Origin of the sequence: Corynebacterium nasorum (genome assembly GCF_030229765.1) — a bacterium.
Classification (GTDB): domain Bacteria; phylum Actinomycetota; class Actinomycetes; order Mycobacteriales; family Mycobacteriaceae; genus Corynebacterium; species Corynebacterium kefirresidentii.
Map to the genome: position 1 here is coordinate 1 of NZ_JASPGY010000012.1, position 24,727 is coordinate 24,727.

25 protein-coding genes and 2 tRNA genes are annotated in these 24,727 nt (G+C 59.3%); 11 read left to right on the plus strand and 16 right to left on the minus strand.

The genetic code is table 11. The features are described from left to right. The first annotated feature begins 79 nt into the window (after positions 1–79). Both QP904_RS11220 and QP904_RS11225 read left to right on the plus strand, forming a co-directional pair. On the plus strand, positions 80–457 hold the full coding sequence (locus QP904_RS11220; RefSeq protein ID WP_005326232.1) for an MmcQ/YjbR family DNA-binding protein: 378 nt from the start codon (positions 80–82) through the stop codon (positions 455–457). A gap of 66 nt (positions 458–523) precedes the next feature. After that, a complete protein-coding gene (locus QP904_RS11225) occupies positions 524–1,009 on the plus strand; it encodes a MarR family winged helix-turn-helix transcriptional regulator (RefSeq protein WP_005326234.1) in 486 nt (161 codons plus the stop codon). Positions 1,010–1,027: 18 nt separating this feature from the next. Here the strand turns inward: QP904_RS11225 and QP904_RS11230 are convergent, their stop codons facing one another. Together QP904_RS11230 and QP904_RS11235 are read right to left on the minus strand one after the other, a co-directional pair. Further along, the gene (locus QP904_RS11230) at positions 1,028–1,576 is read right to left on the minus strand and encodes a DNA-3-methyladenine glycosylase (RefSeq protein WP_005326236.1); all 549 of its coding nucleotides are present in this window, start codon (positions 1,574–1,576) and stop codon (positions 1,028–1,030) included. Beyond that, the gene (locus QP904_RS11235) at positions 1,576–2,439 is read right to left on the minus strand and encodes a polysaccharide deacetylase family protein (protein WP_284836082.1); all 864 of its coding nucleotides are present in this window, start codon (positions 2,437–2,439) and stop codon (positions 1,576–1,578) included. The genes QP904_RS11230 and QP904_RS11235 overlap by 1 nt, the downstream gene beginning before the upstream one ends. Before the next feature lie 157 nt (positions 2,440–2,596). Between QP904_RS11235 and QP904_RS11240 the strand changes: the two genes are divergently transcribed. Together QP904_RS11240 and QP904_RS11245 are read left to right on the plus strand one after the other, a co-directional pair. Next, positions 2,597–2,669 (plus strand) — tRNA-Ala (locus QP904_RS11240). 247 nt (positions 2,670–2,916) lie between these two features. Continuing rightward, positions 2,917–3,165 (plus strand): hypothetical protein, encoded by a 249-nt coding sequence (locus QP904_RS11245; protein ID WP_284836083.1) that lies wholly within the window; start codon positions 2,917–2,919, stop codon positions 3,163–3,165. On the opposite strand, the gene QP904_RS11250 is transcribed toward QP904_RS11245, so the two are convergent. The 3 genes from QP904_RS11250 to QP904_RS11260 form a co-directional block, all read right to left on the minus strand. Then, a complete protein-coding gene (locus QP904_RS11250; RefSeq protein WP_150851190.1) occupies positions 3,162–3,632 on the minus strand; it encodes a GNAT family N-acetyltransferase in 471 nt (156 codons plus the stop codon). The genes QP904_RS11245 and QP904_RS11250 overlap by 4 nt on opposite strands. Before the next feature lie 99 nt (positions 3,633–3,731). Then, on the minus strand, positions 3,732–3,935 hold the full coding sequence (locus QP904_RS11255) for a hypothetical protein (RefSeq protein WP_005326240.1): 204 nt from the start codon (positions 3,933–3,935) through the stop codon (positions 3,732–3,734). Positions 3,936–4,068: 133 nt separating this feature from the next. Continuing rightward, entirely contained in the window at positions 4,069–4,809 is a 741-nt protein-coding gene (locus tag QP904_RS11260; RefSeq protein WP_239228757.1) for a hypothetical protein, read from the minus strand. Between the two features lie 284 nt (positions 4,810–5,093). On the opposite strand from QP904_RS11260, the gene QP904_RS11265 reads away from it, so the two are divergent. After that, complete coding sequence (locus tag QP904_RS11265) at positions 5,094–6,026, plus strand: methylenetetrahydrofolate reductase (protein ID WP_284836084.1); 933 nt, start codon at positions 5,094–5,096, stop codon at positions 6,024–6,026. Further along, positions 6,013–8,283: a 5-methyltetrahydropteroyltriglutamate--homocysteine S-methyltransferase gene (gene metE, locus QP904_RS11270; protein ID WP_284836085.1), complete on the plus strand. Its 2,271-nt coding sequence runs from the start codon at positions 6,013–6,015 to the stop codon at positions 8,281–8,283. The genes QP904_RS11265 and metE overlap by 14 nt, the downstream gene beginning before the upstream one ends. A gap of 48 nt (positions 8,284–8,331) precedes the next feature. Here metE and QP904_RS11275 read toward each other — a convergent pair whose 3' ends face one another. Further along, the gene (locus QP904_RS11275; RefSeq protein ID WP_284836086.1) at positions 8,332–8,970 is read right to left on the minus strand and encodes a DedA family protein; all 639 of its coding nucleotides are present in this window, start codon (positions 8,968–8,970) and stop codon (positions 8,332–8,334) included. A 142-nt stretch (positions 8,971–9,112) separates the two neighbouring features. Here QP904_RS11275 and QP904_RS11280 point away from each other — a divergent pair, with 142 nt between their 5' ends. Continuing rightward, positions 9,113–10,750: a dihydroxyacetone kinase family protein gene (locus tag QP904_RS11280; protein ID WP_284836087.1), complete on the plus strand. Its 1,638-nt coding sequence runs from the start codon at positions 9,113–9,115 to the stop codon at positions 10,748–10,750. Here the strand turns inward: QP904_RS11280 and QP904_RS11285 are convergent. Then, the gene (locus QP904_RS11285) at positions 10,710–11,369 is read right to left on the minus strand and encodes an HAD family hydrolase (protein ID WP_284836088.1); all 660 of its coding nucleotides are present in this window, start codon (positions 11,367–11,369) and stop codon (positions 10,710–10,712) included. The two genes, QP904_RS11280 and QP904_RS11285, sit on opposite strands and share 41 nt — an antisense overlap. A gap of 69 nt (positions 11,370–11,438) precedes the next feature. Here QP904_RS11285 and QP904_RS11290 point away from each other — a divergent pair, with 69 nt between their 5' ends. The 3 genes from QP904_RS11290 to QP904_RS11300 all read left to right on the plus strand — a co-directional run bounded on the left by QP904_RS11290 (position 11,439) and on the right by QP904_RS11300 (position 14,493). Further along, positions 11,439–11,969: a peptidylprolyl isomerase gene (locus QP904_RS11290; RefSeq protein WP_034656094.1), complete on the plus strand. Its 531-nt coding sequence runs from the start codon at positions 11,439–11,441 to the stop codon at positions 11,967–11,969. 109 nt (positions 11,970–12,078) lie between these two features. Beyond that, entirely contained in the window at positions 12,079–12,732 is a 654-nt protein-coding gene (locus QP904_RS11295; RefSeq protein ID WP_284836089.1) for a rhomboid family intramembrane serine protease, read from the plus strand. Positions 12,733–13,038: 306 nt separating this feature from the next. Further along, the gene (locus QP904_RS11300) at positions 13,039–14,493 is read left to right on the plus strand and encodes a phytoene desaturase family protein (protein ID WP_086589173.1); all 1,455 of its coding nucleotides are present in this window, start codon (positions 13,039–13,041) and stop codon (positions 14,491–14,493) included. Here QP904_RS11300 and QP904_RS11305 read toward each other — a convergent pair. From QP904_RS11305 to QP904_RS11345, 9 genes are all read right to left on the minus strand, one after another. Beyond that, entirely contained in the window at positions 14,444–15,010 is a 567-nt protein-coding gene (locus tag QP904_RS11305; protein WP_086589174.1) for a hypothetical protein, read from the minus strand. The genes QP904_RS11300 and QP904_RS11305 overlap by 50 nt on opposite strands. Positions 15,011–15,080: 70 nt before the next feature. Then, positions 15,081–15,350 (minus strand): cell division protein CrgA, encoded by a 270-nt coding sequence (gene crgA, locus QP904_RS11310; protein WP_005326260.1) that lies wholly within the window; start codon positions 15,348–15,350, stop codon positions 15,081–15,083. Positions 15,351–15,414: 64 nt separating this feature from the next. Continuing rightward, the gene (gene pknB, locus QP904_RS11315) at positions 15,415–17,373 is read right to left on the minus strand and encodes a Stk1 family PASTA domain-containing Ser/Thr kinase (protein ID WP_284836090.1); all 1,959 of its coding nucleotides are present in this window, start codon (positions 17,371–17,373) and stop codon (positions 15,415–15,417) included. 3 nt (positions 17,374–17,376) lie between these two features. After that, positions 17,377–18,822 carry a serine/threonine-protein kinase gene (locus tag QP904_RS11320; protein ID WP_284836091.1) on the minus strand — a complete coding sequence of 482 codons (1,446 nt, stop codon included), beginning with the start codon at positions 18,820–18,822 and terminating at the stop codon, positions 17,377–17,379. Continuing rightward, positions 18,822–20,252: a penicillin-binding transpeptidase domain-containing protein gene (locus tag QP904_RS11325; protein WP_239206168.1), complete on the minus strand. Its 1,431-nt coding sequence runs from the start codon at positions 20,250–20,252 to the stop codon at positions 18,822–18,824. The genes QP904_RS11320 and QP904_RS11325 overlap by 1 nt, the downstream gene beginning before the upstream one ends. Next, a complete protein-coding gene (locus QP904_RS11330; protein WP_086589191.1) occupies positions 20,249–21,601 on the minus strand; it encodes an FtsW/RodA/SpoVE family cell cycle protein in 1,353 nt (450 codons plus the stop codon). The genes QP904_RS11325 and QP904_RS11330 overlap by 4 nt, the downstream gene beginning before the upstream one ends. Positions 21,602–21,604: 3 nt before the next feature. Then, on the minus strand, positions 21,605–22,969 hold the full coding sequence (locus QP904_RS11335) for a PP2C family protein-serine/threonine phosphatase (RefSeq protein ID WP_284836092.1): 1,365 nt from the start codon (positions 22,967–22,969) through the stop codon (positions 21,605–21,607). Next, positions 22,966–23,418, minus strand: coding sequence for an FHA domain-containing protein FhaB/FipA (locus QP904_RS11340; RefSeq protein ID WP_005329668.1), 453 nt, complete (start codon positions 23,416–23,418; stop codon positions 22,966–22,968). Before QP904_RS11340 ends, QP904_RS11335 begins: the two co-directional genes overlap by 4 nt. A 25-nt stretch (positions 23,419–23,443) precedes the next feature. Beyond that, positions 23,444–24,277, minus strand: a complete 834-nt coding sequence (locus tag QP904_RS11345; protein ID WP_005326268.1) for an FHA domain-containing protein — start codon at positions 24,275–24,277, stop codon at positions 23,444–23,446. Positions 24,278–24,476: 199 nt separating this feature from the next. On the opposite strand from QP904_RS11345, the gene QP904_RS11350 reads away from it, so the two are divergent. After that, positions 24,477–24,564 (plus strand) — tRNA-Leu (locus QP904_RS11350). Positions 24,565–24,727: the final 163 nt, after the last annotated feature.

Genomic DNA, 24,727 nt, shown 5'->3' on the forward strand with positions numbered 1-24,727 from the left:
ATAGCCCGCCCAATCGGGTGGACAGACTATGAATCTTCGGTGCCCTGAGGTGGAACTGCTAACAACGAAATGGGGGGCGATGTTGGACGGGAGCGGCATCTACAAGGTTGCGCGGCAGCGCGCCGAAGAGATGTTCGGCTCGCAGGTGCTGCATCCTTTTGGTCCCGACTGGGACGTATTCAAAGTACGCGGCAAAATTTTCTTGCTGTTGACAGCGGTGACCGGTCAACAGCAAATGATCATTAAGGCCGAGCCGGAGGACTGCCAAGCGCTACAGCAGCAGTATCCATTCATTGCGCCGGGCTACCACATGAATAAACGGCATTGGGTTTCCGTCTATCCACACGCAGAGCTGCACCAACAGCTGATAGAGGAGTTGGTCACGGATTCTTATCGTTTGGTGGTAGAGAAGCTGCCGAGAAGGCAGCGGCCGATCGAGCCGTCCTCTGGACACTAAGGCCTTTGCGTTTAGGACAGTGACGAGTCACTTTAGAATTAAAGCCAAGTTGATAGAATAAATCCCATGACCGAGCGCGATGACTACTGGCTGGATGATGAAGAACTCACATCATTTATGTCTCTAATGAGCGTAAATATTCGCTTAACCAATATTTTGGATGCTCAGCTGCGCGATGACGCAGGCTTGAGCTTTTTTGAATATACAGTGCTATCTCGGCTATCGGAGGCGGAAAGTCGCGAGATGCGTATGCGCGATTTGGCGATTACCGCCAATGGATCTTTGTCCCGCTTGAGCCAGGTCGTTACGCGCCTAGAAAAGCAGGGGTGGGTCGTGCGCCAGCCGTGCCCGACTGATGGCCGCACCACCATGGCAAAGCTCACGGATAGCGGCTGGGACAAAGTAGTAGAGACTGCGCCTGGACACGCTAAGCAGGCGAGGAGGTCCGTCATGGATAGCCTGACCCGTACGCAGATTCGCCAGATGCTGCAGATTAATCAGCGGATCATTAAGGCCATCGAGAATGATGAGCGCTACGGTGGGCGCTATTAGCTAGCGAAACGAGCAGGGCTATTTCTTGGGATAGCCGCGGCGGCCCGAGACGGTTTTATCGAAGGGGATCCAAAACCGGAGGGCCGCTTCCTGGTTTTTGGAGATACCGATACGCGGTCCGCACACCCATTCTGGTTCGGTGGTTCGCTCGACAAGCTGTATTGGTTGGTGGTTGTCTTCGAGCGTGAAGCCGAGGGCTTTGCCGAGGTTTCCCGGTCCGCGGGCGAGGTTATGAAAATCAGAGGTGCCACGGCGGGCGAAGGCGATGTCGGCACCCTCGATGATTTCACCGCCACGCAGCAGACAGCCCTGGCCAGTGCCTTCAGGGGCACAGACGATATTGACGTTGCGGTGGATGCCGTAAGAAATATAGACGTAGAACCTGCCCGGAGGACCGAACATGGCCGCATTACGCGGGGTCTTGCCATTGAAGGTGTGTGCCGCGGAGTCCTCGGCGCCTAGGTAAGCCTCGACCTCAGTGAGGCGGATGCTGACCCCGGCATGGGTGAGGGTGCAGCCGAGGAGTTGGGGAGCGACGGCGTCGGCAGTCAGGGCAAAATCAATCATTAACCACGAGCGTAGTAGCGCTTACCTGCCACGGGGGTGCGCAGGAGGCGGTCCAGGCTCACAGGCTCGAGGCCCTTGGCGCGTAGGCCATCGATGACACAATCGGCGGCGTCCACGGTGGTGGGGTGGATATCATGCATCAAGACGATGGAGCCGGCGCGGGCACCCTGCACGGCCGAGGAACAGACGTGCTCAGAGTTGCGGTCTTTCCAATCCACGGTGTCGACGTCCCATAGCGCCTGGGAGACTCCCTTATCGCGGGTTACCTGATCCACGGTGGCGTTGGTAGCGCCGTAGGGCGGGCGTACCCAGCGCGTGCCCTGGCCGGTGGCCTTCTTAATAGCGGCGTTGCCGGCGTCGATTTCCTGGGATACCTGCTCAGGGGAGAGCGTGTTGAGTTGGCGGTGGCTCTTGGTGTGGTTGCCGATAGTGTGGCCCTCGGCCTTCATGCGTTTGAGGAGCTCAGGGTGCTGCTCAGCACTAGGGGCGAGAACCATGAAGCTTGCGTGCGCGTTCTTGGCCTTAAGTTTGTCCAGCAGGCGGTTGGTCTCGGCACCTGGGCCGTCGTCGTAGGTGATAGCTACGCAGTTGGCACAGTCGACGCCACCACTATTGCGCGGCTCTGTTTTCTTCTCCTGGGCCGAGGTGGGCGCCTTCTGCTTAGGAGCCTTGTGAGGGAAGGCCTTGGAGGAGATGTCCTCGACCTGCGCTCGGGCGTCATCGATGCGGTGGTTGATTTCGTCTTGGATATTCGAGCTGGAGGACGCAGGCAGCTGTGGAATCTGCGGCAACTGTGCATTAGCGGCCGCCGGAACGGCAGCGGCGACGAGCACGGTGAGGGCGGAGGTGAGAATGCGACGCATAGTCTTCCTAAGGATGAGGGAAAGTGGACACGATGTGTCAATGACCCTAGCGCCTGCATGTAACTGAAGTGATAGGACATGCCTAAAGTGGCCAAAGTGATTTGAGTGGTTCAGGTTTGGAGTTACTTCGCCTGCGGTAGTAAAGTATTCAGGCACTGGGGCATTAGCTCAATTGGTAGAGCATCTGCTTTGCAAGCAGAAGGTCAGGAGTTCGATTCTCCTATGCTCCACAGCATGAAGTCCGGCTTCCTCTTCGGAGGGGCCGGACTTTTTCTACGTAGCGGGGGTGAGGGGTTGATTTAGCGATTTTCGTCCATACAAACCGTGGTTTTCGTCGACGGTTGTGCCGGTTTATATGGACGAAAATCGTGATCAGCGAAAGAAGAGGGCGGAAGTGTGCAAGGTCGCGGGGAAGAAACTTTCAGTACAGTGAATGGGGAATCAGTACTGTCCCGCGAAAACATCAGGAGATCAACCATGACCGCCAATGCTCGCTACAGCGATCCCTTTACCACCGCAGACAAGGAAGTTGCGGCGCCGGAGGGCGCGGAATTCGTTGTGGTGCGCAAGCGCGGTGAGGCCGCGGTGGATGGCGAGGTTGTGAGCTTTCACGGCACCCGCGAAGAGGCGCGTGAGGCGGTAATGGCTGGCCTGACCGAGGAATTTAAGACGGCCGTGGATAACGAGCCGATTTACGTCACCCACGCCCGCCTGCGTTCGCTTTAGAAGCGCTTGACCATCACAAAGTGATCCTCGTGGCTGCCCACGTGCTCGAAGCCGAGGTGTTCATAGAGACCCTTGGCGCGGGGATTATCGGGGTGGACGGCTAGCGAGATGCCGGGGGCGCGCAGGGTCTGGGCGAGGGAAATGGCGGCGTCGATAAGCGCGGTGGCAATGCCCTGGCCCTTGTAGCGGGCCTCGACCGCGATGGCGAGCTCCGGAATGGCGGGCTCGACAAAGCCAAAGCCGTGATTGTCCTCCGTACCCCAGTTGAGCCACACGCCGCCCGCTGGGACGAGCTCCTGCCAGGCGATGAAACCGCCCTGGTTGGGATCCCAATTTTCCACGTAGAAGGCAAAATCATCGGCGAAGTCGGGGGAGAGCTCGCCGTGTTCGTCACCGAAGGTATCGGTAAGGAAATTGAGGCGGGCGAGGTAGGTGCGGTCAGATTCCTGCGTTGCGCGAAGTTCCATAAGATCCACGATAGACGGCGGGGCAGCAGCATGGGGTGGGCATGCGAAAATCCCCTCCGCACAGGCTGTTGACCTGCGGGGAGAGGATTGTGCTAACGCTTAGGCTAGGTGGTAATTGCGGACGTCGTGACCGTTGAACTCGCGCTCGATGCCGGCCTCATCCACGGAGTGGAAGGTGGTTCCGTTATCGATGGCGAAGCGCAGGTTATCCACGCGAGAGGAGGGGTCTTTGGACACCGCGCCCGCCGGGAAGTAGTACGTTGAGCCGTCTTTGAGCTTGACGGTGAGGGACTCAAAGCTCATTGTTCATCTCCTTGTAGAAAGATCCCTAATGTGGGAATTCAATCAAGAGACTTTTGTTTAGGCAAAGCAATGAGATCTAGACAACGCTACGCATACCCCCACGGCGGGGTGGTAGGCGTATTTATTCCTCGGTTTACAGGCGGTGCTTGCCCTCGTTTTGGTGGTCATCGGTAACGCGGGTGGTATCGGCCGGCTGAGCTGCTTCTTCCTCGCGGTGCTTGGCCAGCTGCTCATCGATGGAACCGAGGAGCTCCTCATCGCGTACGGCACCTTCTTCAACGAGGTCAGACTGGGTGTCATTCTCGCTGGTGGAGGTGTAGACCAAGGTGGACTCCGGAGCGGTGTGGGAATCGGACTGGAAATCATCCACGCGCGGCGGGGTCTGGGAAGGCTTGTCGTTGGAGCGCAGCCAGTAGTAGGCACCGCCGGCTGCAGCGGACAGCAGGGCGATGATGCCGGCGAAGATCCAGCCCTTAGAGGACTTCTTATTCTTCTTCTGCTTCTTAGCTACCTTGGCGGACTTCTTCTTGAGGTTCTTCTGGGCCTTCTGAGAATCCTTCTTGGCCTGCTTGCGGGCCTTCTTAGCCTTCTTGGTGGCCTCTTCCTTGGCGTCGTTCAGGCGCTCGGTGGCGTCTTCGCGGTAGTCGTTGAACTCCTCCAGGGCGCGCTCGAGGCGGGAGTGTGCGGCGCGGGTAACGGCGCCTGCCTGGCGGCGTGGCTCGGCGAAGGTGCCGTTATCGCGCTCGTCCATCTTCTGTGCGGCCTCTTCCAGGGCGGTGTAGGCCTCGCGGGACTTTTCCTCGCGGTAGTTATTGAACTGGCTCCACAGGTTCGATGCGGTCTTAAAGGCCACGTTCAGCGTGGTGGGGTTCATGGGGGTGGAACACTCCTTAACTCAGATTTATCAATTCGCTTTCACCCAGCATAGTGACGTGGTGGGCGGTGTACCACCGTTGGCGTCGCGGCGTGCAGCGGGAACGCGCTAGAAATAGACCGCTTGGTTCAGAATCCACGATTATTATTCACCTGATTTTTCGTCAACCTCGCAGTTTGCAGGCTTGCAAAGGTATCACCATTACAGAATCGCTACCGTGCAAACTGAACAGCTTGGTACGTTTTTTCTCAACACACCAACGACGACCAGCAAAGGAGGTGACCATGAGCCCGCGACTTTCGGCTTCCGCGCCCTTGGATTATGAAAGCGAAGAGGAAGCACATGCGCCCGAGCGCCTGGCCCTTTCCTTTGAGGTAATCCCGCCGCGCCACGATGCCGATGCCGCCAAGATCGACCGCCTATTAGAGGTCCTGGAAAGCTATCACCCTGATTACATCGCGGTCACCAGTTCCCAGCGCTCCGGTTGGTTGGAGGGAACCGCGGCTTTCATTGAGAAGATTTCGCAGAACACCTCTATGCGCCCCCTGGCGCACCTTGCCTGCACGGCCGGGACGCGCGACGAGCTCATCGGGTGGATCAATCGCTTGGTGGATGCCGGCGTGCGCGGCCTGCTGGCCCTGCGCGGGGATCTCCCGGAAGGGGGCATGCCCGAGCACTACCTGCAGCATGCCGATGAACTGGTTCGCCTCATCCGCCAGCTGGAAAGCCACCAGGCCGCCCGCTTCGCCGCCGGCCGCCTCGCGGTGAGCGTGGCGTGCTACCCCAGCGGCCACGCCGAATCCAAGAACGAGGACGAAGACTTCGACGTCCTGCTCAATAAGCAGCGCCTCGGCGCGGACTTTGCCATCACCCAGCTTTTCTTCGACGCGGAGGACTTCCTCCGCTTCGCCCAAAGGGCGAAATTGGCCGGGGTAAAAATCCCCCTCATTCCGGGGATTATGCCCATGACCAGCCTGCGCCGGTTGGAGCGAATGGGGCAGCTGTCCGGGCTGACCGTACCCGAGAGGGTGCGCAACCAGCTCGCGGCAGCGACAACCCCAGAAGAGGAATACGAAATCGGCATGGAGCTTAGCGCCCAATTGGCCCGCACCATCGTGGCCGGCGGCGCGGACGGCCTCCATATCTATACCCACAACAATCCGGACATTACCCAAGACCTGTTATCTCGAATCGGAGTAAGCAATGACGAACACTAATTTCCCCAAGGCGACGATTGAGGGCTACCCTCGCGTCGGCGCTAACCGCGAGCTCAAGCGCGCGCTGGAATCCTATTGGGCCGGCCGCATCGATGCAGAGACCTTTGAGTCTGCCGCTCATTCCCTGCGCTTGGATACCTATAACCGCTTGCGCGACCTCGGTCTTACTGAGGACTATGCCATTCCAGCCGACGTCGCTTACTACGACCAGGTGCTCGAGACCGCACTGACCGTGGGCGCCGTAGCCGGCGAGACCCTGGATGATGAGTTCACCTTGGCTCGTGGCAATAAGGACACCGCGCCGCTAGAGATGACTAAGTGGTTCGATACCAACTACCACTACATCGTCCCAGAAATTTCTGATGACCAGGACTTTAAGGCGCACCCACAGCGCGTTATCAAGCTAGTGGAAGAAGCCCGCGCAGCAGGTCACACCGTGCGCCCATACCTCGTCGGCCCGGTTACCCTGCTGGCCCTGTCCAAGCAGGCCGAGGGCGCGACCAAGTCCCCGCTCGACCGCTTGGATGATGCCGTCAAGGCCTACCAGGAGGTACTGGCCGAGCTGGATAAATCCGGCGTGAAGTGGGTACAGCTGGCCGAGCCTGCCCTGGTAGCGGACCTGACCGTTGCCACCGATGAGGAGCTTGCTGCCCACATCAAGAGCGCCTATGAGTCCATCTTGGGTGCGGACAACCGTCCGCAAGTCTACCTCACCACCCCTTATGGCTCCGCGCGCAAGGGCCTTGAGGTCTTGGCGGAACTTAAGCCAGAGGCCGTCCAGGTGGATCTGTCCGTGGGCACCTTGGCTCTCGATGAGGGCTACCTTGAGCGCGTGAAGAAGCTGAACTCGCACGTGGTTGCTGGGCTTATCGACGGCCGCAATGTCTGGGCCGCCAACCTACGTGACCTGCGCTCCAAGTACGAGGACCTAGAGGGAAGCCTTGACTCCCTTTCTGTGTCTACCTCCGTATCCCTGCAGCATGTGCCGCACACCGTGGAGGCAGAAACCAAGCTGCCGGCCGACGTCGCCACCTGGTTCTCCTTTGCCAATGAGAAAGTCAAGGAAGTCGTAGCCCTCTCCCAGGGCCCACTGGAAGCGCCGGAGGCGTACAACATCAGCGACCGCGCGGTGCGCACCCGTGCTGACTCTGAGCGTATCCACAATGCGGCGGTGAAGGCGCGCATCGAGAAGCTGCCGGCCGGCGAGGTCAAGCGCGAGCCTGCCTTTGCCGAGCGCAACGAGGCGCAAAAGGAACTCGGCTTGCCGCAGCTGCCGACTACCACCATTGGTTCATTCCCACAGACCAAGGAAATCCGCCAAGCGCGTGCGGCGCACCGCAAGGGCGAGCTTTCCGACGCCGATTACAACGCCGCCCTCAAGGATGAGGTCAAGTCCGTCATCGAGCTGCAAGAGCGCCTTGGCCTCGATGTACTTGTACACGGCGAGCCGGAGCGCAATGATATGGTCCAGTACTTTGCCGAGCTGCTCGATGGTTTCGTAACCACCGAAAACGGCTGGGTCCAGTCCTATGGCTCCCGCTGCACCCGTCCGCCAATCGTTGTCGGTGACATCTCCCGCCCGGCTGCGATGACCACCGAGTGGTCCAAGTACGCCCAGTCGCTCTCGGAGCACCACGTCAAGGGCATGCTTACCGGCCCGGTGACTATCCTGGCCTGGTCCTTCGTGCGTGATGACGTCCACCAGTCCATCTCTGCGGACCAGCTCGGCGTCGCGCTGGCGGATGAGGTCCGAGACTTGGAAGAGGCCGGCATCGACATCATTCAGATCGATGAACCTGCCTTGCGTGAACTGCTGCCTTTGCGTGAGGAAGACCGCAAGGCCTACCTGGACTGGGCCGTGCGCTCCTTCCGCCTCGTTGCACTCGAGGCCAAGCCGACCACCCAGATCCACACCCACCTGTGTTACTCCGAGTTCGGCCAAATCATCGATGCCGTTGCCGGCCTCGATGCCGATGTCACCTCCATCGAGGCGGCTCGCTCCCGCATGGAACTGCTCGAAGATATCGACGAGACCTTCCATTCCGAGATTGGCCCGGGCATCTACGATATCCACTCCCCACGCGTGCCCTCCGTGGCGGAGATGGCCGAGCTCATCCGCGCCGCGCTCAAGCACGTGCCGGTCGAGCGCCTGTGGGTCAACCCTGACTGCGGCCTGAAGACTCGCGGCTACGAGGAGACCGAAGCCTCTCTGCGCAATATGGTTCTGGCCCGCGATGAGGTACGTGATTCCCTCTAAGTCCTCTTAACCTCACAGAATCCCGGCTGGGAAATGGGCAACTAGCCCTTACTTGGCCGGGATTTCTCGTTTTGCCTTGCTGCGCTTGTTGATCCACCCGATGATCATCGGCAGCACGGAAATTGCCACCACAATCAGCATGATGATGTCGATGGAGTGAGCAATGCCCGGGATACCGCCCAGCAGGACACCGACGAGCAGCATGGAACCTACCCAGCCGATGCCGCCGAGAATATTCCAGCGCAAGAAGGAGGAGTAGCCCATTTCCGCGGTGCCGGCGGCGAAGGGGACGAAAGTGCGCACGATTGGAACGAAGCGGCCTAATACTAGGGCCACCGGGCCGTGGCGCTGGAAGAAGTCTCCCGCGCTATCGAGGTGCTCAGTGCGCAGGACGCGGGCATCGTCCTTGAAGAGTTTGCGCCCGAAGCGGCGACCCAAATAGAAGCCCACTTGGTCGCCTGCGAAGGCAGCCACTGCTGCTACGACAAAGAGCAGCCAGGCATTGATGTCTAGCTCGTGGCGCAGGATTGCGGCGGTAACGAGCAGCGAATCGCCCGGCAGGAAGGGGAAAAGCACGCCGGATTCGATGAAGATGACCACGGCTACGCCGAGCAGAATATAGGGTCCAAAACTGTGGAGCAGGGAGCCTGCATCCATAAGGTTGTGGAGGGAGGACAAGAAATCCATGTGTGGATCCTTTCGTAGTGCTTTCTTTAGTATCCTCTGCACATTGCGAAATTGCTGCGAATCAGCTGGGTGTCCGAATGGAACCGGTATGTTTCTTTTCTCGTCTTGGCTTTCGGGTAAGAAACATCACTAGCGTGGAGGTATGAATCACTCCGCATTCCGCAATAGCCAAGACACCTTCCTTTCTGATGCCCTTGCCGGGCTCATCGCCCACCACCCCGATGCCTGCTGGCACGACGTCGGATTCATCGGCCGCACCACGCCACTGCGCACCGGGGACGGTGATCCAGCAGTGGCGGTGATTTCCGGTGGCGGTTCCGGTCACGAACCGATGCACGCCGGGTTCGTCGGCCAGGGCATGCTCGCTGCGGCCTGTCCGGGACTGCTTTTTACCTCCCCCAACGCGGTGCAAGTCAGCGAGGCCACCCAGTGGGCGGACCAGGGCAGGGGAGTAGTCCACGTGGTGAAAAATTACACCGGAGACGTCATGAATTTCACCGTCGCCCGCAATGCTGCCGAGGCGGTAACCACGCGCACGGTGTTGGTAGCCGATGATCTTGCCACTGATGGCCACGAGGATGGCCCCGGCCGTCGCGGCACGGGGGCAACCATCCTGGTGGAAAAGGTCGCAGGCGCTGCTGCCTACCGCGGGGACGACGTGGATAAGGTTGCTGAATTAGGGCAGCGCACTGCGGATAATTCTCGCAGCATGTCCGTGGCGTTGGGTGCCGGTTTTATGCCGACTACCGGCCGCGAGACCTTTGATCTTGCAACCGGTCAGATGGAGGTGGGAGTGGGCATTCACGGTGAGCCGGGCACGCATACCGAGCAGGTAGATAGCGCGAGCGCCATCGTGAATCAGGTCCTGGATAAGATCGTGCCAGCCCTTAAGCTGGGTCAAGGCGATGAAGTGGTGTGCCTGGTCAACGGCTTAGGCGGCACCACCCCGCTGGAGCTGAGTTTGCTCTTTGGTGAGGCCTCCGCGCAGCTGGCCCAGCGAGGCGTCACCGTAGCTCGGTCGTTGGTGGGATCCTATGTCACCGCAGTCAATATGCACGGTGCTTCCTTTACTCTGCTCAAGGCAGATGCGGAGCTGCTCGAGCTTGTCGACGCCCCCACTGCCGCCCCCGCCTGGCCGCACACCCTGGGCCGCGCGAAGGCGGTGGAACCCGCCACCATCACCTTCCAGGATGAACTTTCTACCGAGGGCGAAGAGAATCAGTGGCTCACCGCCTTTGTGGAACGCCTGCAAGCCTCTTTTGAAGCGCTTACTGAGCTAGACCGCCGGGCCGGCGACGGCGACTTTGGCCAGAACATGGAGGCTGCCTTCGGTGGCATCAAGCTTCCCCTGCGCGGTACGGATACCGAGATCTTCACCGGGCTGGCCAAGCGCCTGCTCGTCCTCGCCGGTGGTACCTCTGGCGCTGTCTTCGGCACGCTCTTTAACGAGCTGGCCCGGGCGGAGTCGCTGGCGGACGGGCTCAATGTAGCGGCTGACCTAATCCACGAGCTCGGCGGCGCCCAGCGCGGTGATCGCACCATGCTCGATGCCCTCATCCCGGCTGCAGAAAAAGCCCGCGAGCTAGGGGCGAAGGATCCGGACGCGGAGACCTTGCAGGAGCTTTTCGACGCCGCCCATGCCGGCGCCCTCGACACCGAGGATCTCGCGGCAAAGAAGGGCCGCGCCTCTTACCTGGGAGATCGCAGCAAGGGCGTTATCGATCCGGGCGCCATCGTGGTCAGCTGGCTCTTTGGGGGAGAACCTCTCTCAGCGCACTAAGCGAGCTGAGATCTCCCATACCGGTACGGTCGAGGTGGAGCGCATGCAGACCCGCTGTGCGAGCTCCCTGTACGTCGTTGGCCAGGGAATCGCCCACCATGAGCGTGTCTGCGGGGGCCACTCCGAGCTGGCGGCAAGCAGCGAGGTAGGCCTCCCGTTGTGGTTTGGGGCAGCCGAGGTCGACGGTGGGGATGAGGAGGACGTCGGCAAGCGCAAGGCCCGTGGCCTCCAGCTTCGCCTGCTGCATTTCGCGCTCGCCGTTGGTGAGTATGCCGACCTGAAAGCCGGATTCGAGGGCCCAGGTGAGGGTGGGCAGGGCGTCGGAAAAAGCGCGCCATTGATCCCGGTAGGCGGAAAGATAGCCGTCGTAGGCGGCCAGCGCTTCGGCATCGCTCATTTCTTGGCCGAGGAATTCGCGGCAGCGCGCCGCGCGCTGGCCGTGGTGGGAGACCTCGCCGCGCTCATAGGCTTGAAACCATTTTCGTTCAATGGCCGCGAACCGCGCATGCTGGCCCTCGGGCAGGCCGAGCTTGCGGCACCACTGATCCACCGCGTCTCGGGCCGCGCCGGTGTGATCGAGCAAGGTGTCATCCAGATCAAAAAGAAGCGCGCGAATCATGCCTTCAGGCTAGCGCGATCGCTGACAGCGTTATGTCATGCGCGGCAGGCACGCGTTAAATTCTTTACAATGGCTGGCATGACTCAGAAGACCGCAACTGCAACGATGCATACCAACTACGGTGACATTGTTATCGATCTCTTCGGTAACCATGCACCGGTAACCGTTGAAAACTTCATCGGCCTGGCCAAGGGCGAGAAGGACTACTCCTCCCAGAATGCAAAGGGCGAGCAGTCCGGCCCGTTCTATGACGGTGCAATCTTCCACCGCATCATCGATAACTTCATGATTCAGGGCGGCGACCCGACCGGCACCGGCCGCGGTGGCCCGGGATACCAGTTCCAGGATGAATTCCACCCGGAGCTGCAGTTCGATCGCCCATTCCTGCTGGCCATGGCTAATGCCGGCCCAGGCACCAACGGCTCCCAGTTCTTCATCACCGTGGCGCCGACCCCGCACCTGAACAACCACCACACCATCTTTGGCGAGGTAACTGACGCTGCTTCCCAGGAGGTCGTCTCCAAGATCGCCAAGGTGGATACCGACCGCATGGACCGTCCGCACGAGGACGTTGTTATCGAGTCCATCGATATCGCGTAATCGCCTTTTTCCTCGGGCCCGTCACCGCATTATTCGTGCGGCGGCGGGCTCGTTGCAGTTTTCCCGAGTTATCCACAGCTAGATCCCCGCCTAAAGGACTGACAACTTCATGACCATGGTGAGAAACTATGTCCGCGCTACCCCAGCGACCGCACTCATTGCCGCCGTGTGCATCATCGCTTGGCTGATTACCGCGGTGCAGGCGCGCACGCTAGGAGCCACCTTCTATGATTCCCCGCTCGCAGCGGATTGGGGCCTGTGGGGACCGGATTATCCCTTCCGCCCCCAGACTGCGCTGTCTTCGGAGTTCATGCACCTAGACGCGGGCCATTTGGCGGTGAATATGATCATGCTCCTGCTCATAGGCAGGGAAGTGGAGCGGACGCTTGGCACCGGGTTGTATCTTGCCGCTTATTTCACCTCTTGCCTAGGCGCATCCGCCATGATCTTGAAATTCGACTTCAATACCCCCACCGTCGGCGCCTCCGGTGCGCTCTTCGCGCTCATGGTCATGCTGGTAGGTGCTTATCGCCAGCGCGGACTCGATCTCCGCGCACCCATCGCCTTGGTTGTGGCGAACGTGGCCTATACCTTCCTGGCCAATGGCGTATCCCTGTGGGGACACGTGGGTGGGTTGTGCACAGGCCTCGTGTTGAGCCTTTTTCTCTATCGAAAAAGCCCCTTTCTTCGTTGGGGCGGTGTTGTTGTGGTGGCCGCGGTAATCCTCGCGCTCTTGGCCCAACAAGCTGGGTTTTGGGGATAACTGTGAATTTTGATCACCGGAAAGCATGTGCGAAAGAATTCCACAATGTTTATCCACAATGTGGATAACTACATTTTTGTAATTTGCCGAACGCTTTTCCGGAGTTTTCCCTGATCACGCTGGTCTAGACCGTGCGGAAGTAAGAAAATCCGCCTGTGGAAGTCCGTGAAAACAGTTATCCACAGGGTGTTAATAATTGTGTGAAATTCACATTTCACAGGCTTTCTCCACAGCCTGTGGATAACTTTCTACCCACTGTGTGAGCAAGACTGATAAATTTGGGTACTGACCTGCATAAGGAGCATTGTGGATTATCAACCTCGCGCTGTGATCGTCGGCGCAGGACCGAATGGACTCACGGCCGCGGCGCGTTTGGCCATGGCTGGCTGGAGTGTGGATATCTACGAACGGACCGACTGGGCCGGTGGTGCGGCAGCCTCCTCTGCGGAGATTTTTCCGGGCACGATTGTGGATCTCGGAGCGGCCGGGCACCCTTTTGGCGTGGCGAGTCCGGCGTTCCGCGCCCTCGATCTGGAATCCCATGGTTTGCGGTGGCTTAACGCCCCCTATCCCATGGCCCATCCGCTAGAGGGAGCCCCGGCCGGAATCCTGCAGAGTTCTTTGGCGGATACGGCCGCGGAGTTGGGAGCCGATGCTCGCGCGTGGACGCGGTTGCACGGACACATTGTCCGGCACATTGATGAGCATGTGGCGAATGCACTAACGCCGTTGGTGCGTTGGCCCGATCGCCCCGTGCGCTTGGCACAGTTCGGCGCGGCCGGCATCGCGCCCGCCAGTCAGCTCGGGCGGGTGGCATTCGATACGCCACAGGCGCGCGCCCTCTTCGCAGGCAGCGCGGTACATGCGATTACCTCGCCTACTAGGCCACTTACCTCCGCATTCGGCCTGCTCTTTGGCGGGTTGGGCATGACCCGCGGCTGGCCCGTGGTGGAGGGTGGCACCGGAGCTCTTATCGACGCCCTCTTAAACCTCCTCCGTTCCCACCACGCCCGCCTCCACACCGGATGCGAGGTCACCGATCTGCGGGAGCTGCCTCAGGCCGATGCGACCATCCTGAACCTCACCCCGCAGCAGATCCTGGGGCTGCGTGGGCTGGAGCTTCCCAGCCGTGTTCGCCGGAGCCTGGCGCGCTGGCGATATGGCAGCGCCGTCTTCAAAGTGGACTTTCATCTCAGTGAGCCCGTCCCATGGGTCGATCCGCGCGTGGGCCAAGCCGGCACCGTGCATGTGGGAGGCACGGTGGAGGAGATCTGTAGGGCAGAGGGGGACGTCGGCAAGCGGCGAATGCCCGAGCGACCCCTAGTATTGGCCTGCCAACAATACGTGGCCGACCCTTCCCGTGGGCTTACGCTGTGGACTTATGCGCACGTCCCGCGCGGCTATGCGGAGCGCTATCCGGGTGAGGTAACCGAGCTGATTACTGCGCAGATCGAACGCTTTGCCCCTGGTTTTCGGGATACCATCCTGGCTACCCACGCCACTAGCCCGGCCGAGTTGGAGCGGTGGAACCCTAACCTGGTCGGTGGCGATATTGCCGGCGGCGCGATGACTGGGCTGCAAACTCTGCTGCGGCCACGCCTTTCGGCCCATCCGCATCGCCTTGCTCCAGGAGTATTTATGGCCTCCAGCTCCGCAGCTCCCGGCGCTGGCGTGCACGGCATGCCGGGATGGTGGGCCGCCGAGGAAGCACTCAGCGGGTGGAAAGGCGGCGCTGCCAGAAAAAGAGGCCCGCGCCGATGAGCCAGAGAGTCGCAGCGGCGAAGTACCCAGGGATGGTCGTGGTGCGGGGTAAGTAGGAACTGCCTGGGACGAGCCCTGCTATGACAGGCTCGAGGAGGAAGCCCAGGACGGCGAGATAGTCGAACCACCGGAACTGGGCCGAGGCCGCGCCGGCCAGCCCCAATACCGGTCCAGAGATGAGCGCCAGGATAAACCACTGGGCGTTGTACTCAAATGCCTCGCGCCAGTTGTACACACCGAAGACCACGAGCAAGGCGTAGTGCACGGCCAGCATCAAGACGATAATTCCCGTGCCGGCCAGGGGTGCCTTGAGCCACCGGCCCGAAAAATTCTTGCCTATGAGGTAGCTAAAGATTCCCCACACCATGCCCGAGCCCAGGACATTGCCTAGGTAGTTGCGCACGGAAAGGCGGAAGGGAGCGGCGCCGGTGAGTAGGGTGGTATCGGAAAACGCGATGTGAACGGCCGCGTAGGCCACAGAAATGATGAGGCCAGCAGCAAAAATGTGGCGAGACATGTGGCTCCTAGATATGAAAACCCTCGCCACCTACAGGAAGGGGGCGAGGGAACAGGCTGGGAGGTCTAGCTTAGCGCCATCCCATGGTCATCAGCAGGCCGATGATGGCCAAGCCAAAGCCAATGCCATAATTCCAAGCGCCGAGGTCCGCCATGAACGGGATGTCCTGGCCAGCGAGGTAATTGACCACGAGCCACAGCAAGCCGATGACCATCAGGCCCAGCATGATGGCCACGTACCACTTCGGGGTGCCCTCCGAATTGATCTTGACGGGGGTGCGGTTGGTAGCAGAGCTCGAGGTAGGGACGGAGGAGCTCTGAGAAATCTTTGACTTCGGCATAAGATACCTTTTCTAGATTTAAGTTCTTATCTAAGTTCGTACTGAGACCTTAGGATACCAGCAGCTATGGCTGCGGCAGAAGTGCAGCGGGGTCGAAATTCCACAAGCGGACCTCAATGTTTTGATCCTTACGCATGGTATCGCCTGGATTCACAGAGGCCCAGCCAATCTTATTGTTATCCACCAGTGCGCCGGTCGGCACGGGCTCACCCGGCACTAGCTGGCCAGTCCAGCCAGCCGCGCGGAGTTCATCTTCGGCCTGCTTCTGACTCTGTCGTACCAGGTCAGGAGCCTTAAAGAGCATGCCATTGGAGACCTCAATGGTGACCGGCTTGCCCTTTTCCAGCTCCGCGCCCTCATTGGATACGCTCAGCACCGTGCCCTTCGGCTCCAAAGAATCGACCTCGCGCACGTCTACATCAAAGTCACTGGATTCGAGGCGGCTCTGGGCATCTTCTACATTCATTCCGGAAACATTGGGCACGCGCTTCTTTTCGACGCCCTTAGATACCGTCACCCGTACCTTCGATCCCTTAGACAGCTGCGTGCCGCCGGCCGGATCCTGCTTGATGATTTGGCCGGCTGGTGCTTCATCGTTTTCCTCCGAAACGTCGGAGTTGAGTGCTAAGCCGGCCTCTTCGAGGGCCTGGGAGGCTTCATCCAAGGTCATGCCGGTGATGTCCGGGACATCTGTAATTTCCTTACCGGAGGACACAGTCAACGTTACCGAGGCATTCTTTTGCAGCTCGGAACCCGGGGCGGGGTTGATGCGGATGACATTATTGCGAGGGATATCCGGGTTGGCTTCCTCGTTGACGGTAACCTGCAGGCCCATGTCTTCGAGTTCCTTAACCACCTCATTGCGTGGGCGGTTTTCCACCTCTGGCACGATGATCTTGTCGTGCGGGGCAGATTGGGTCTGGCGTGGCTTTTCGGGATCCTCCTTGTCATTGGAGAAGAAGTCCCAGGCGAAGTAGCCCACGATAGCTACCAAGAGGGCGGCCAAGAAGGCAGCCAACCACTTCATCCAGCCGCCGCCCTGCTTGTCGTCGTCCTCGGAGGGTCGGGTGGATTGAATCGGTGCGCGGTGCGCGGCCGCGGCGGGGGCGGCGGCTCCCACCATCTCGGTAGGCTGCTCGACCTCGTCCTCATTAACGTGCATGCGCGCTGCCGCGGTGACCTGTCCATTGCGCAGGCGTTCCAAATCGCCGGCCATCTCCCAGGCGGATTGGTAACGATCCGCAGGGTGCTTCGCCATTGCGGTAAGCACCACCGCATCAATATTGACGCGCTGGGTGGGGGTTAGTGAAGGATCCGCGATGAGCTCCGACGGTGGTGTCGGCTCTTCCTGTACGTGCTGATAAGCAACCGCAAACGGGGTTTCGCCCTCAAATGGGGTCTGACCGGTAAGGGCCTCGTAGAGCACGCAGCCCAGTGCATAGACATCCGAGCGGGCATCCGCGTTCTTACCGCGGGCTTGCTCGGGAGAAAGATATTGGGCAGTGCCGATAACGGCGGAGGTTTGCGTCATCGCCGAGGTGGAATCATCCAAGGCGCGAGCGATGCCGAAGTCCATCACCTTCACCTGGCCGGTGTTGGTGAGCATAATATTTGCTGGCTTGATATCGCGGTGGATAATGCCGGCTTCGTGCGAGGCCTGCAGTGCATCCGCTACCGGCTTGAGGATATCCGCCGCTTCTTGGGCGGATAGTGCTCCATCCTCGCGAATGATATCGCGCAAGGTGCGACCATTGACCCGTTCCATGACGATATACGGGATGGTCATGCCATCTAGCTCGGTTTCCCCGGTGTCATAAACCGCCACGATATTGGGGTGATTCAACTTGCCCGAGTTCTGGGCCTCGCGGTAAAAACGCTCCCGGAAGTTGACGTCGCGCGCCATTTCCGGGCGGAGCATCTTTACCGCAACCTGGCGGCCTAGGACGGTGTCTTCGGCGGCATAGACCTCAGACATGCCGCCGGCGCCGATGATCTCGCCTCTCCGATAGCGGTCATTGACCATCGCTTAGTCACCCTCCTGTGTCAGTAAATCAGCCAAGTCTCCGGGGAGCTCATTAGCCTGCGAGTTTACTGGAGTATCCAGCTCAGGTGTGTTTTCAACGTGCGTATCCTGCGGATTCTGTTGCGTCGGTAGGGCCGGGGGCTGCTGTTGATGGGTGGGCGAGTGGCGCGTAGGTGTCTCACGGTGAGTAGTACGCGGAGTCTCTTCTTGCTCCGTCTCCTGCGGCTCGGTTTCTGTCACCGTCACCGGTGCTGGGGCCTCTTCCGTATCTTCGTCCGGGGTGTCTTGGTGGGTGGTGGTGGGATCGCGGTACTCCGTAACCACCGAGGTTTCCAGCGTGCTGGAGGGTGCGCTCGTTCCCTCGCTATCGCTTAGCTGCTGGTAGGCGAGGTAACCACCGCCGGCCAAGGCTGCGAGGAGCAAGGTGATGCCCAGGCCCTTCAGAAAGGAGGAGCCACCCTTCGATTCCTTAACTGGAGCGGTTCCCGCTGCCGGATGGATCGTGGTGGGTTGGGCAACGTTGCCCAGCATCTCCGTCGAGGCGGACGGCGATGGCTCTGGTGCGCGCTGCGTTAGCGGTGCGGACTTGGGCTGTGGCGGGCGCTTGCCCAAGCGGACTGCGGAGATGGCTAGAGTGAACTCGTTGCCATCGGCGTAGCGGGTGGCTGGATCCTTGCGCAACGCAATGCGAATGAGCTCGCGAGCTGGGGCGCTGATATTCGTCGATAGCGGATCCGGCTCCTGGTTGATATGCGCTAGGGCGATGGACACGGAGGAATCTCCGGTAAAGGGACGCTTGCCGGCGAGCATTTCATAGCCAACGACGCCGAGCGAATAGACGTCGGAAGCCGGCGTGACATCCTTTCCCTGTGCTTGCTCGGGGGACACATACTGTGCGGTGCCTACCACCATGCCGGTGCGAGTAAGCGGCACGGCTGCGGCCGCCTTGGCAATGCCAAAGTCCGTGATCTTGACCTGGCCATTTTGCGTAATGAGCAAGTTGCCGGGCTTAATATCGCGGTGCACGAGCTCCATGCGGTGAATGATGGACAGGCCATGTGCAGCCTGCTCGAGGACGTCGAGAGCCAGCTCCTCCTGGAGCGTATTTTCGCGCGCCAGCAGGTCTGCAAGGGATTCGCCACGGACGTATTCCAAGGCCATGAAACAGAATTTGCGGCCGTTGTCTTCCAGCTCGCGGTAGTCATAGGTAGCTACCACGTTCTCGGACTGAATAGATTCGGCCGATTTCGCCTCGTTGCGGAAACGCGAGAGGAACTCTTGGTTATCGGAAAATTCCGGGCGTAGAACCTTGAGTGCGACCTCCCGATCATTGCGGGTGTCATCGGCCAACCACACGGTGGACATTCCGCCGTGGCCGATTACCCACTGCAGCTCGTAGTCGCTGCCAATCAGTGCCTGGAGATGTTCCTTATTCTCGGCGCTATTCATTACTGCTCCCCCTGGTATGCGCGCAGGATAGCGCGGCCAATTGGGCCGGAAACCTTGCCGCCCGTCGCGGACTCACCTAAGTTACCACCATTTTTTACCACGACGCCCACTGCGATATCCCGCTCCGGATCGAAGGCAACGTACCACACGTGCGGGGCTAGGCCCTCGCCATGCTCAGCGGTACCGGTCTTGGAAGCAAAGCCATTGCCATCATATCCAGCGGAGGAACGCTCCGAGGCATACATCAAATCAGTAAGCGTAGCCGCAGTTTCCTCGTTAACCGCCTGGTCCGCCTTCTTTGGTTTGGTGGTGCGGATGTCCTTCATCTGGGAGTCGGTAATGCGATTGACCAGGTAAGGCTGCATGCGGGTGCCCTTATTGGCCACGGTGCCCGCCATAACAGCGGCTTGCAGCGCGGTCATGGTGACATCGCGCTGACCAATGGCGGACTGCGCCGTGGCCGCCCCATCCGGCAAATCGCCCAAGGTACCGGCGGAGGTGGAGACGCCCAGGTCATAGTTTTCTCCCACGCCAAAGGCCTTGGCATACTTGCGCAACTCATCTGCGCCAAGCTGCTCCGACATCTCCACAAAAGCGGTATTGCACGATAGTGCAAAGGCGGTCTGCAGGGTCACCGCATCTTGGCCGTTGCACTTTTGGTTGGCATAGTTAGTCAGCTCCGTCACCGTGTCTGGCAAGGTAATGACATTGGAACCGGTCAAGGTGGAGGAAGGATTAAAACCGTTGTTCAGACCGGCCGCGGTGGTGATGATCTTGAAAATTGAACCGGGAGGTAGCGTTTCTGCACCGGCGTGGTTGACCAGCGGCTGTCCCTCCTGCTCTTGCAGGTTGGCCCAAACATCCTCGGCGGAATCACCCATCAGATCATTGGGGTTGTAGCCGGGGTTGGAGGCCATGGCCAGGATCTTGCCGGTCGAAGGCTGAATGGCAACCGCTGAGCCTTCGTAACCCGGGCCCACAAGCTGATCATAGGCAGCCTGCTGGAGTGCAGGATCGATGGTGACCTCTACATTTGCGCCCTGCTTCGGCTTATCGGCCAGAGCATCGAGCCAGTTTTGCTTCATCAATGAATCATCGGTGCCATTGAGGATGTCATTTTGGGAGGACTCAAGTTCCGAGGCACCAAATTGGCTAGACAGGTAGCCGGTCAAGTTGCCAAAGGCCGGTGAATTAATGGGGTAGGAGCGCGAGTAGGTCTCGTCTGGGTTCTGCGTCGACTGTGCCAACACGGTATTGCCTGCAAAGATCTGGCCGCGCGGGGTGGTCTGCATTTCCATGAAGCCGCGCATATTCCGCGGATTATGGGCGTATTTATCTTCAGAAAAAGCCTGAATCACCGTCAAGTTGACCAGCAAGATGGCCGTCAAAATGATGGCGAATAGGGACACTAGACGGATGGATCTATTCATCGGTGAGCCTCCTGGACCGACGGGAACATGGAGGTATCGCTCGGCGCATTGCTCGAGGTCTCCTGCATGGGGCGACGAGCCGCGTTAGAGATCCGCAGCAAGATCGCCAATAACACATAGTTAGCCATGAGAGAGGAACCACCGGCAGACATGAACGGCGTGGTCAAACCGGTCATCGGCAGCAGGGCAGAAATGCCGCCGGTGACCACGAAGACCTGGACTGCCAAGGTAAGAGAAAGACCGGAAGCCACCAGCTTGCCATAGGTATCGCGGGTGCGCAGCGCAGTGCCAAAGCCGCGGATGGCCAGCATACCGAAAAGCACCAGTACGCCGGCAAGGCCAATGAGGCCGAACTCCTCACCTATTGCGGCAAGGATGTAATCCGAGTGGGCCACCGGAACGAGTTCTGGATGCCCCTCGCCCAAGCCGCTGCCAGAGATGCCGCCGGAAGACAAGCCGAATAGCGACTGGGAGAGCTGGAAACCCGTGACGTCATAATTGCCCAGCGGGTCTAAGAAGTTAGAAAAGCGTTGCTGGATTTTCGCGGAGATCTGATAAATACCAAAACCGCCCACTCCGACGAGGACCACGCCGATAAGCAGCCAGCTCACTCGGCCGGTGGCCATAAACAGCATGCCAAGGACGGTGCTAAACAGCAGCAGCGCTGGGCCGAAGTCATTGGAGATACCCATGATGACGATCGCGACGGCCCAAATGATCAGGATGGGTGCGAGGTCACGCAAACGCGGCAGGGAGATACCCAGTACTCGGTATCCCGCCACGGTAAATAGGGAGCGCTTCTGCGTCAGCAGCATGGCAAAGAACAAGATCAGCAAGATCTTGGAGAACTCGCCGGGCTGGATTGAAAACGGACCCAAGTTTATCCAGATGCGTGCCTCCACGTCCGCAGGCTGCGGCCATACCAGCGGCAGGGCCAGCAGGACAAGGCCTGCGGCACCCAAGATATAGGAGTAGCGCGTCAGCGAGCGGTGATCCTTCAAAATGGCCAAGACCAGCACGAAGAGTACGAGTCCGACGACGGTCCACATGACCTGACGCACCGCGAGCCCGCTTTCTTTAACCAGATCTAGGCGGGCCAACATGATGAGCCCGATGCCATTGAGGATCGCCACGATGGGCAGCATGATCTGATCGGCATAAGGTGCTAAGAAGCACATCACCAGATGGGCGACGGTAAAGATGCCAATGAACCCGCCAATGAGATAAACCAGGTCCATGGTCAGAGCGTTGTCCTGGGAAAGCTCCAAGCTCACCAAGGTAATAGCGAAGACAATGGCGGCTAGGATGAGCAGGCCGAGTTCGGTTCCTCGGCTAAAAAACTTTTTCACAACCTACACCTCCCGGCAGGTGACGCCAGGCTTGTTTTTCTTGGCATCCTTCTTATCTTTTTGGCTCGGCGCAGTGATACATGGCTTGAGCGCCTTATCGCCCAAATCATTGACTTGCTGCTGCACCTCACCCAGATCACCAGTGGAGAGATGGTCGACGGCGCTGCGTTCAGATTCCGGTAGGTCCGTAACCTTTAGCGGTGCAAAGTCGCCCTTGCATGGCTCGCCGGAAAAGAGGAGCGAATTGCTGTCATTGATGCACACGTATTGGTTCGTGGAGTGTAGTTCCTTGCCAAAGACGGAGTAATCAGCACCCTGTTGGATGGTGATTTCCTGTGCCTCGTTGGTAGCTACGTAATAATTATTGGACAAGAAGTTTTTTGCCCACAGTCCGGCACCGATGACCAGTGCGAGGACGATGAGCAGGGCAAGAAGGACCTTCCAGCCGGTCTTTCGGCCGGAAGTTTCCTCCTCCGCTTCGTCCTCAGTGGGCTCCGGGCGCTCGTCCTCGGCATCCGCCATGACGGCCGGCGGAATTACCTGAGGCTTGCGGGAGAGCTGTGCCGCCCGCGAGGCGGAAGAATCCGGATGGGTTGGGTCTTCCGTAGGGCCCGCGAGGGCGCCCACGCGGAATGGTTTGTGCTCCTGGGGGCTTTCCTCAGTTACCTCACCGATAACCACGGTGACATTATCCGGGCCTCCGGAGCGGATGGCTAGGTCCACCAGGGTGGAGCCGGCCTGCTCAATGCTGCCTTGCCCCAGTGCGGTCTCAATAGTGGAGGCGGTTACCGGATCCGAAAGCCCATCGGAGCACAACAGTATACGGTCGCCGGGCTTGGCGTCGAGAGTAAATAGCGTTGCTTCGACCGGGCGGCCCGTATAGGCCTTTAGAATGAGGGACTTTTGCGGGTGCGACGAGACATCGCCTGGGTCCAGTTCGCCCTTATCCACCAGGGATTGCACGTAGGTATCATCCTTGGTGATCTGCTCGAGTTTGCCGTCGCGCAGCAGGTATCCGCGGGAATCACCCACATGGCAGACGCCGAAATCCGTGCCGTTGAAGAGCATGGTGGTTAGCGTGGTGCCCATGCCTTCGGTTTCTGGATGGGCCTTGACGTGATCACTGATGGCCTCATTGGCCTGGTCAGCGGCCGCTTCCAGCAGTGCTTTAGTGTCTTCTTGGCCCGGATCTTGGTCCAAAATTTCTAGGTGGTTGACCATCAGCTCGGAGGCAACCTCGCCTGCCGCGTGGCCGCCCATGCCATCGGCCAAGATCAAAAGGTGAGGACCGGCGTAGCCTGAGTCCTCGTTGTTATCGCGAATGAGGCCGCGATCGGACTTAGCAAAGAAGTTCAGCTTCAGTGTCATGCGTTCAACCTCACGGTAGTGCGGCCCAGCTTAATTTCGGAGTCCGCGCCGACTACCTCGGGTTGGTCGATGCGCACGCCATTGACAAAGGTGCCATTGCGAGATTCCAAATCTTCTACTACCCATTCGCTACCGCGGCGGAATAGCCGGGCATGGTGGCCAGAAGAATAATCATCGCCCGTGACAAAATCGCAATCAGAGGCTCGGCCCAGCGTGCAATCCTCTAGTGTGCCCAATTCCATGTGGGAGCCTTGCAACGGCCCCTCAACGATGGACAGCTGCTTAATCGCTTCCCGACGCCGCGGTGCCCCCACCTTCTTCGACTGCTGGCGGATAGCACCGGCGGACTTATTGGTATCGCGGCGCATGGCGTTCAAGGCCACCAGGATAAAAATCCAGAGCAGAGCCAACAAGCCGATGCGAAGCGCCAGCATGATGACTGCATCCATGGCGACCTCCCTTCCTTAACTGAACTTAGTAGCTGTGCGAATCAAGGCCCGTGATGCGGACCTCGATGTGGGAATGGCCCATGGTGATCACGTCGCCGTCGGCAAGCAGCCAATTATCAATCGGCGTTTCATTCACGGTGGTGCCATTGGTGGACTGCAAATCCACCAGAACCGCATCCTGGCCGTTCCAGGTAATCTCCGCGTGCTGGCGGGATACGCCCGTATCCGGAAGGCGCAGGTCGGCGTCGTTGCTGCGGCCGATAATATTGGAGCCTTCTTGCACGTGATAAACGCGCGAGGAGCCATCCTGCAGCATCAGGTTGACTGCGGGGCCCTGCGGCTGCGGGGCGGGTTGACTATCTGGAGCGATGAAAGCGGTAGTTACCGCGTCATCAGCCGTATTCTCGTGCTGCTCGGTCATCTGGTCCTCCTGACCATCAAAGTCGTGGAAAATAGCCTCAAAACCGGTCTCTTCCGTGGGCTCGTGATCAATAAACGAGGACACGCGAAGCTGACCCGTGCGCAAACCAGATTCTTCTGCCACACGCACAATCACGGGGCCCGCGAGGGACCATCCGCTATTGCGAATGAAGCGCGACAACTGGTCTGCACAATCGGCCGGCAAATTGCGATCCTGCGACAAGTTCTCCAAATCCTTGGAGGAGACACCTACAGTCATCACGTTTGGACTATAAAGGTTGTCATCGTCGCCGCGCGCGAGATTGTCCTGAGCTTCTTGCTTCAAAAGCTCATCAATCTCCGCGGGAACGACCTTGCCGCCGAAGACAAGTGCCATGCCATTATCAAGGCCGCGTTGCATGGCGGAGTCCAGCTTCGCCAGCTTTTCTAAAAACGCCACGAGCTATTCTCCTTTCCACCATGCAGCGATCAGTAGCGATCAGTATAGTTTGTTCACTACCTCGAAACGTAGATGGCGACGCGAAAGTTCCCAGAAATTTCCCTTCTCTTTGCCCGAAATAGTTTATTTTTCCTGCAGATTTGTAGTTCTGAGCAGCATTCGTGGTATCTTTATCAAGTCGCTAAGACATCCACACCCTGCCCGGGTGGCGGAATTGGCAGACGCGCTGGCTTCAGGTGCCAGTGTTCGATAAGGACGTGCGGGTTCAAGTCCCGCCCCGGGCACCATGAGCAGTTGTACAAACTGCGACACCGGAGGTAACAAACTCGAAAGGGTTCGTGACCTCCGGTTTCTTTGTTTTTCTGAACTTTGGCGGGTTAAGGGTCAAAATGTGTGTCTGGCTCGGCGTGTCGCGGGGGTTAGATTTGGCCTTTTTGAATGCCGATTGAG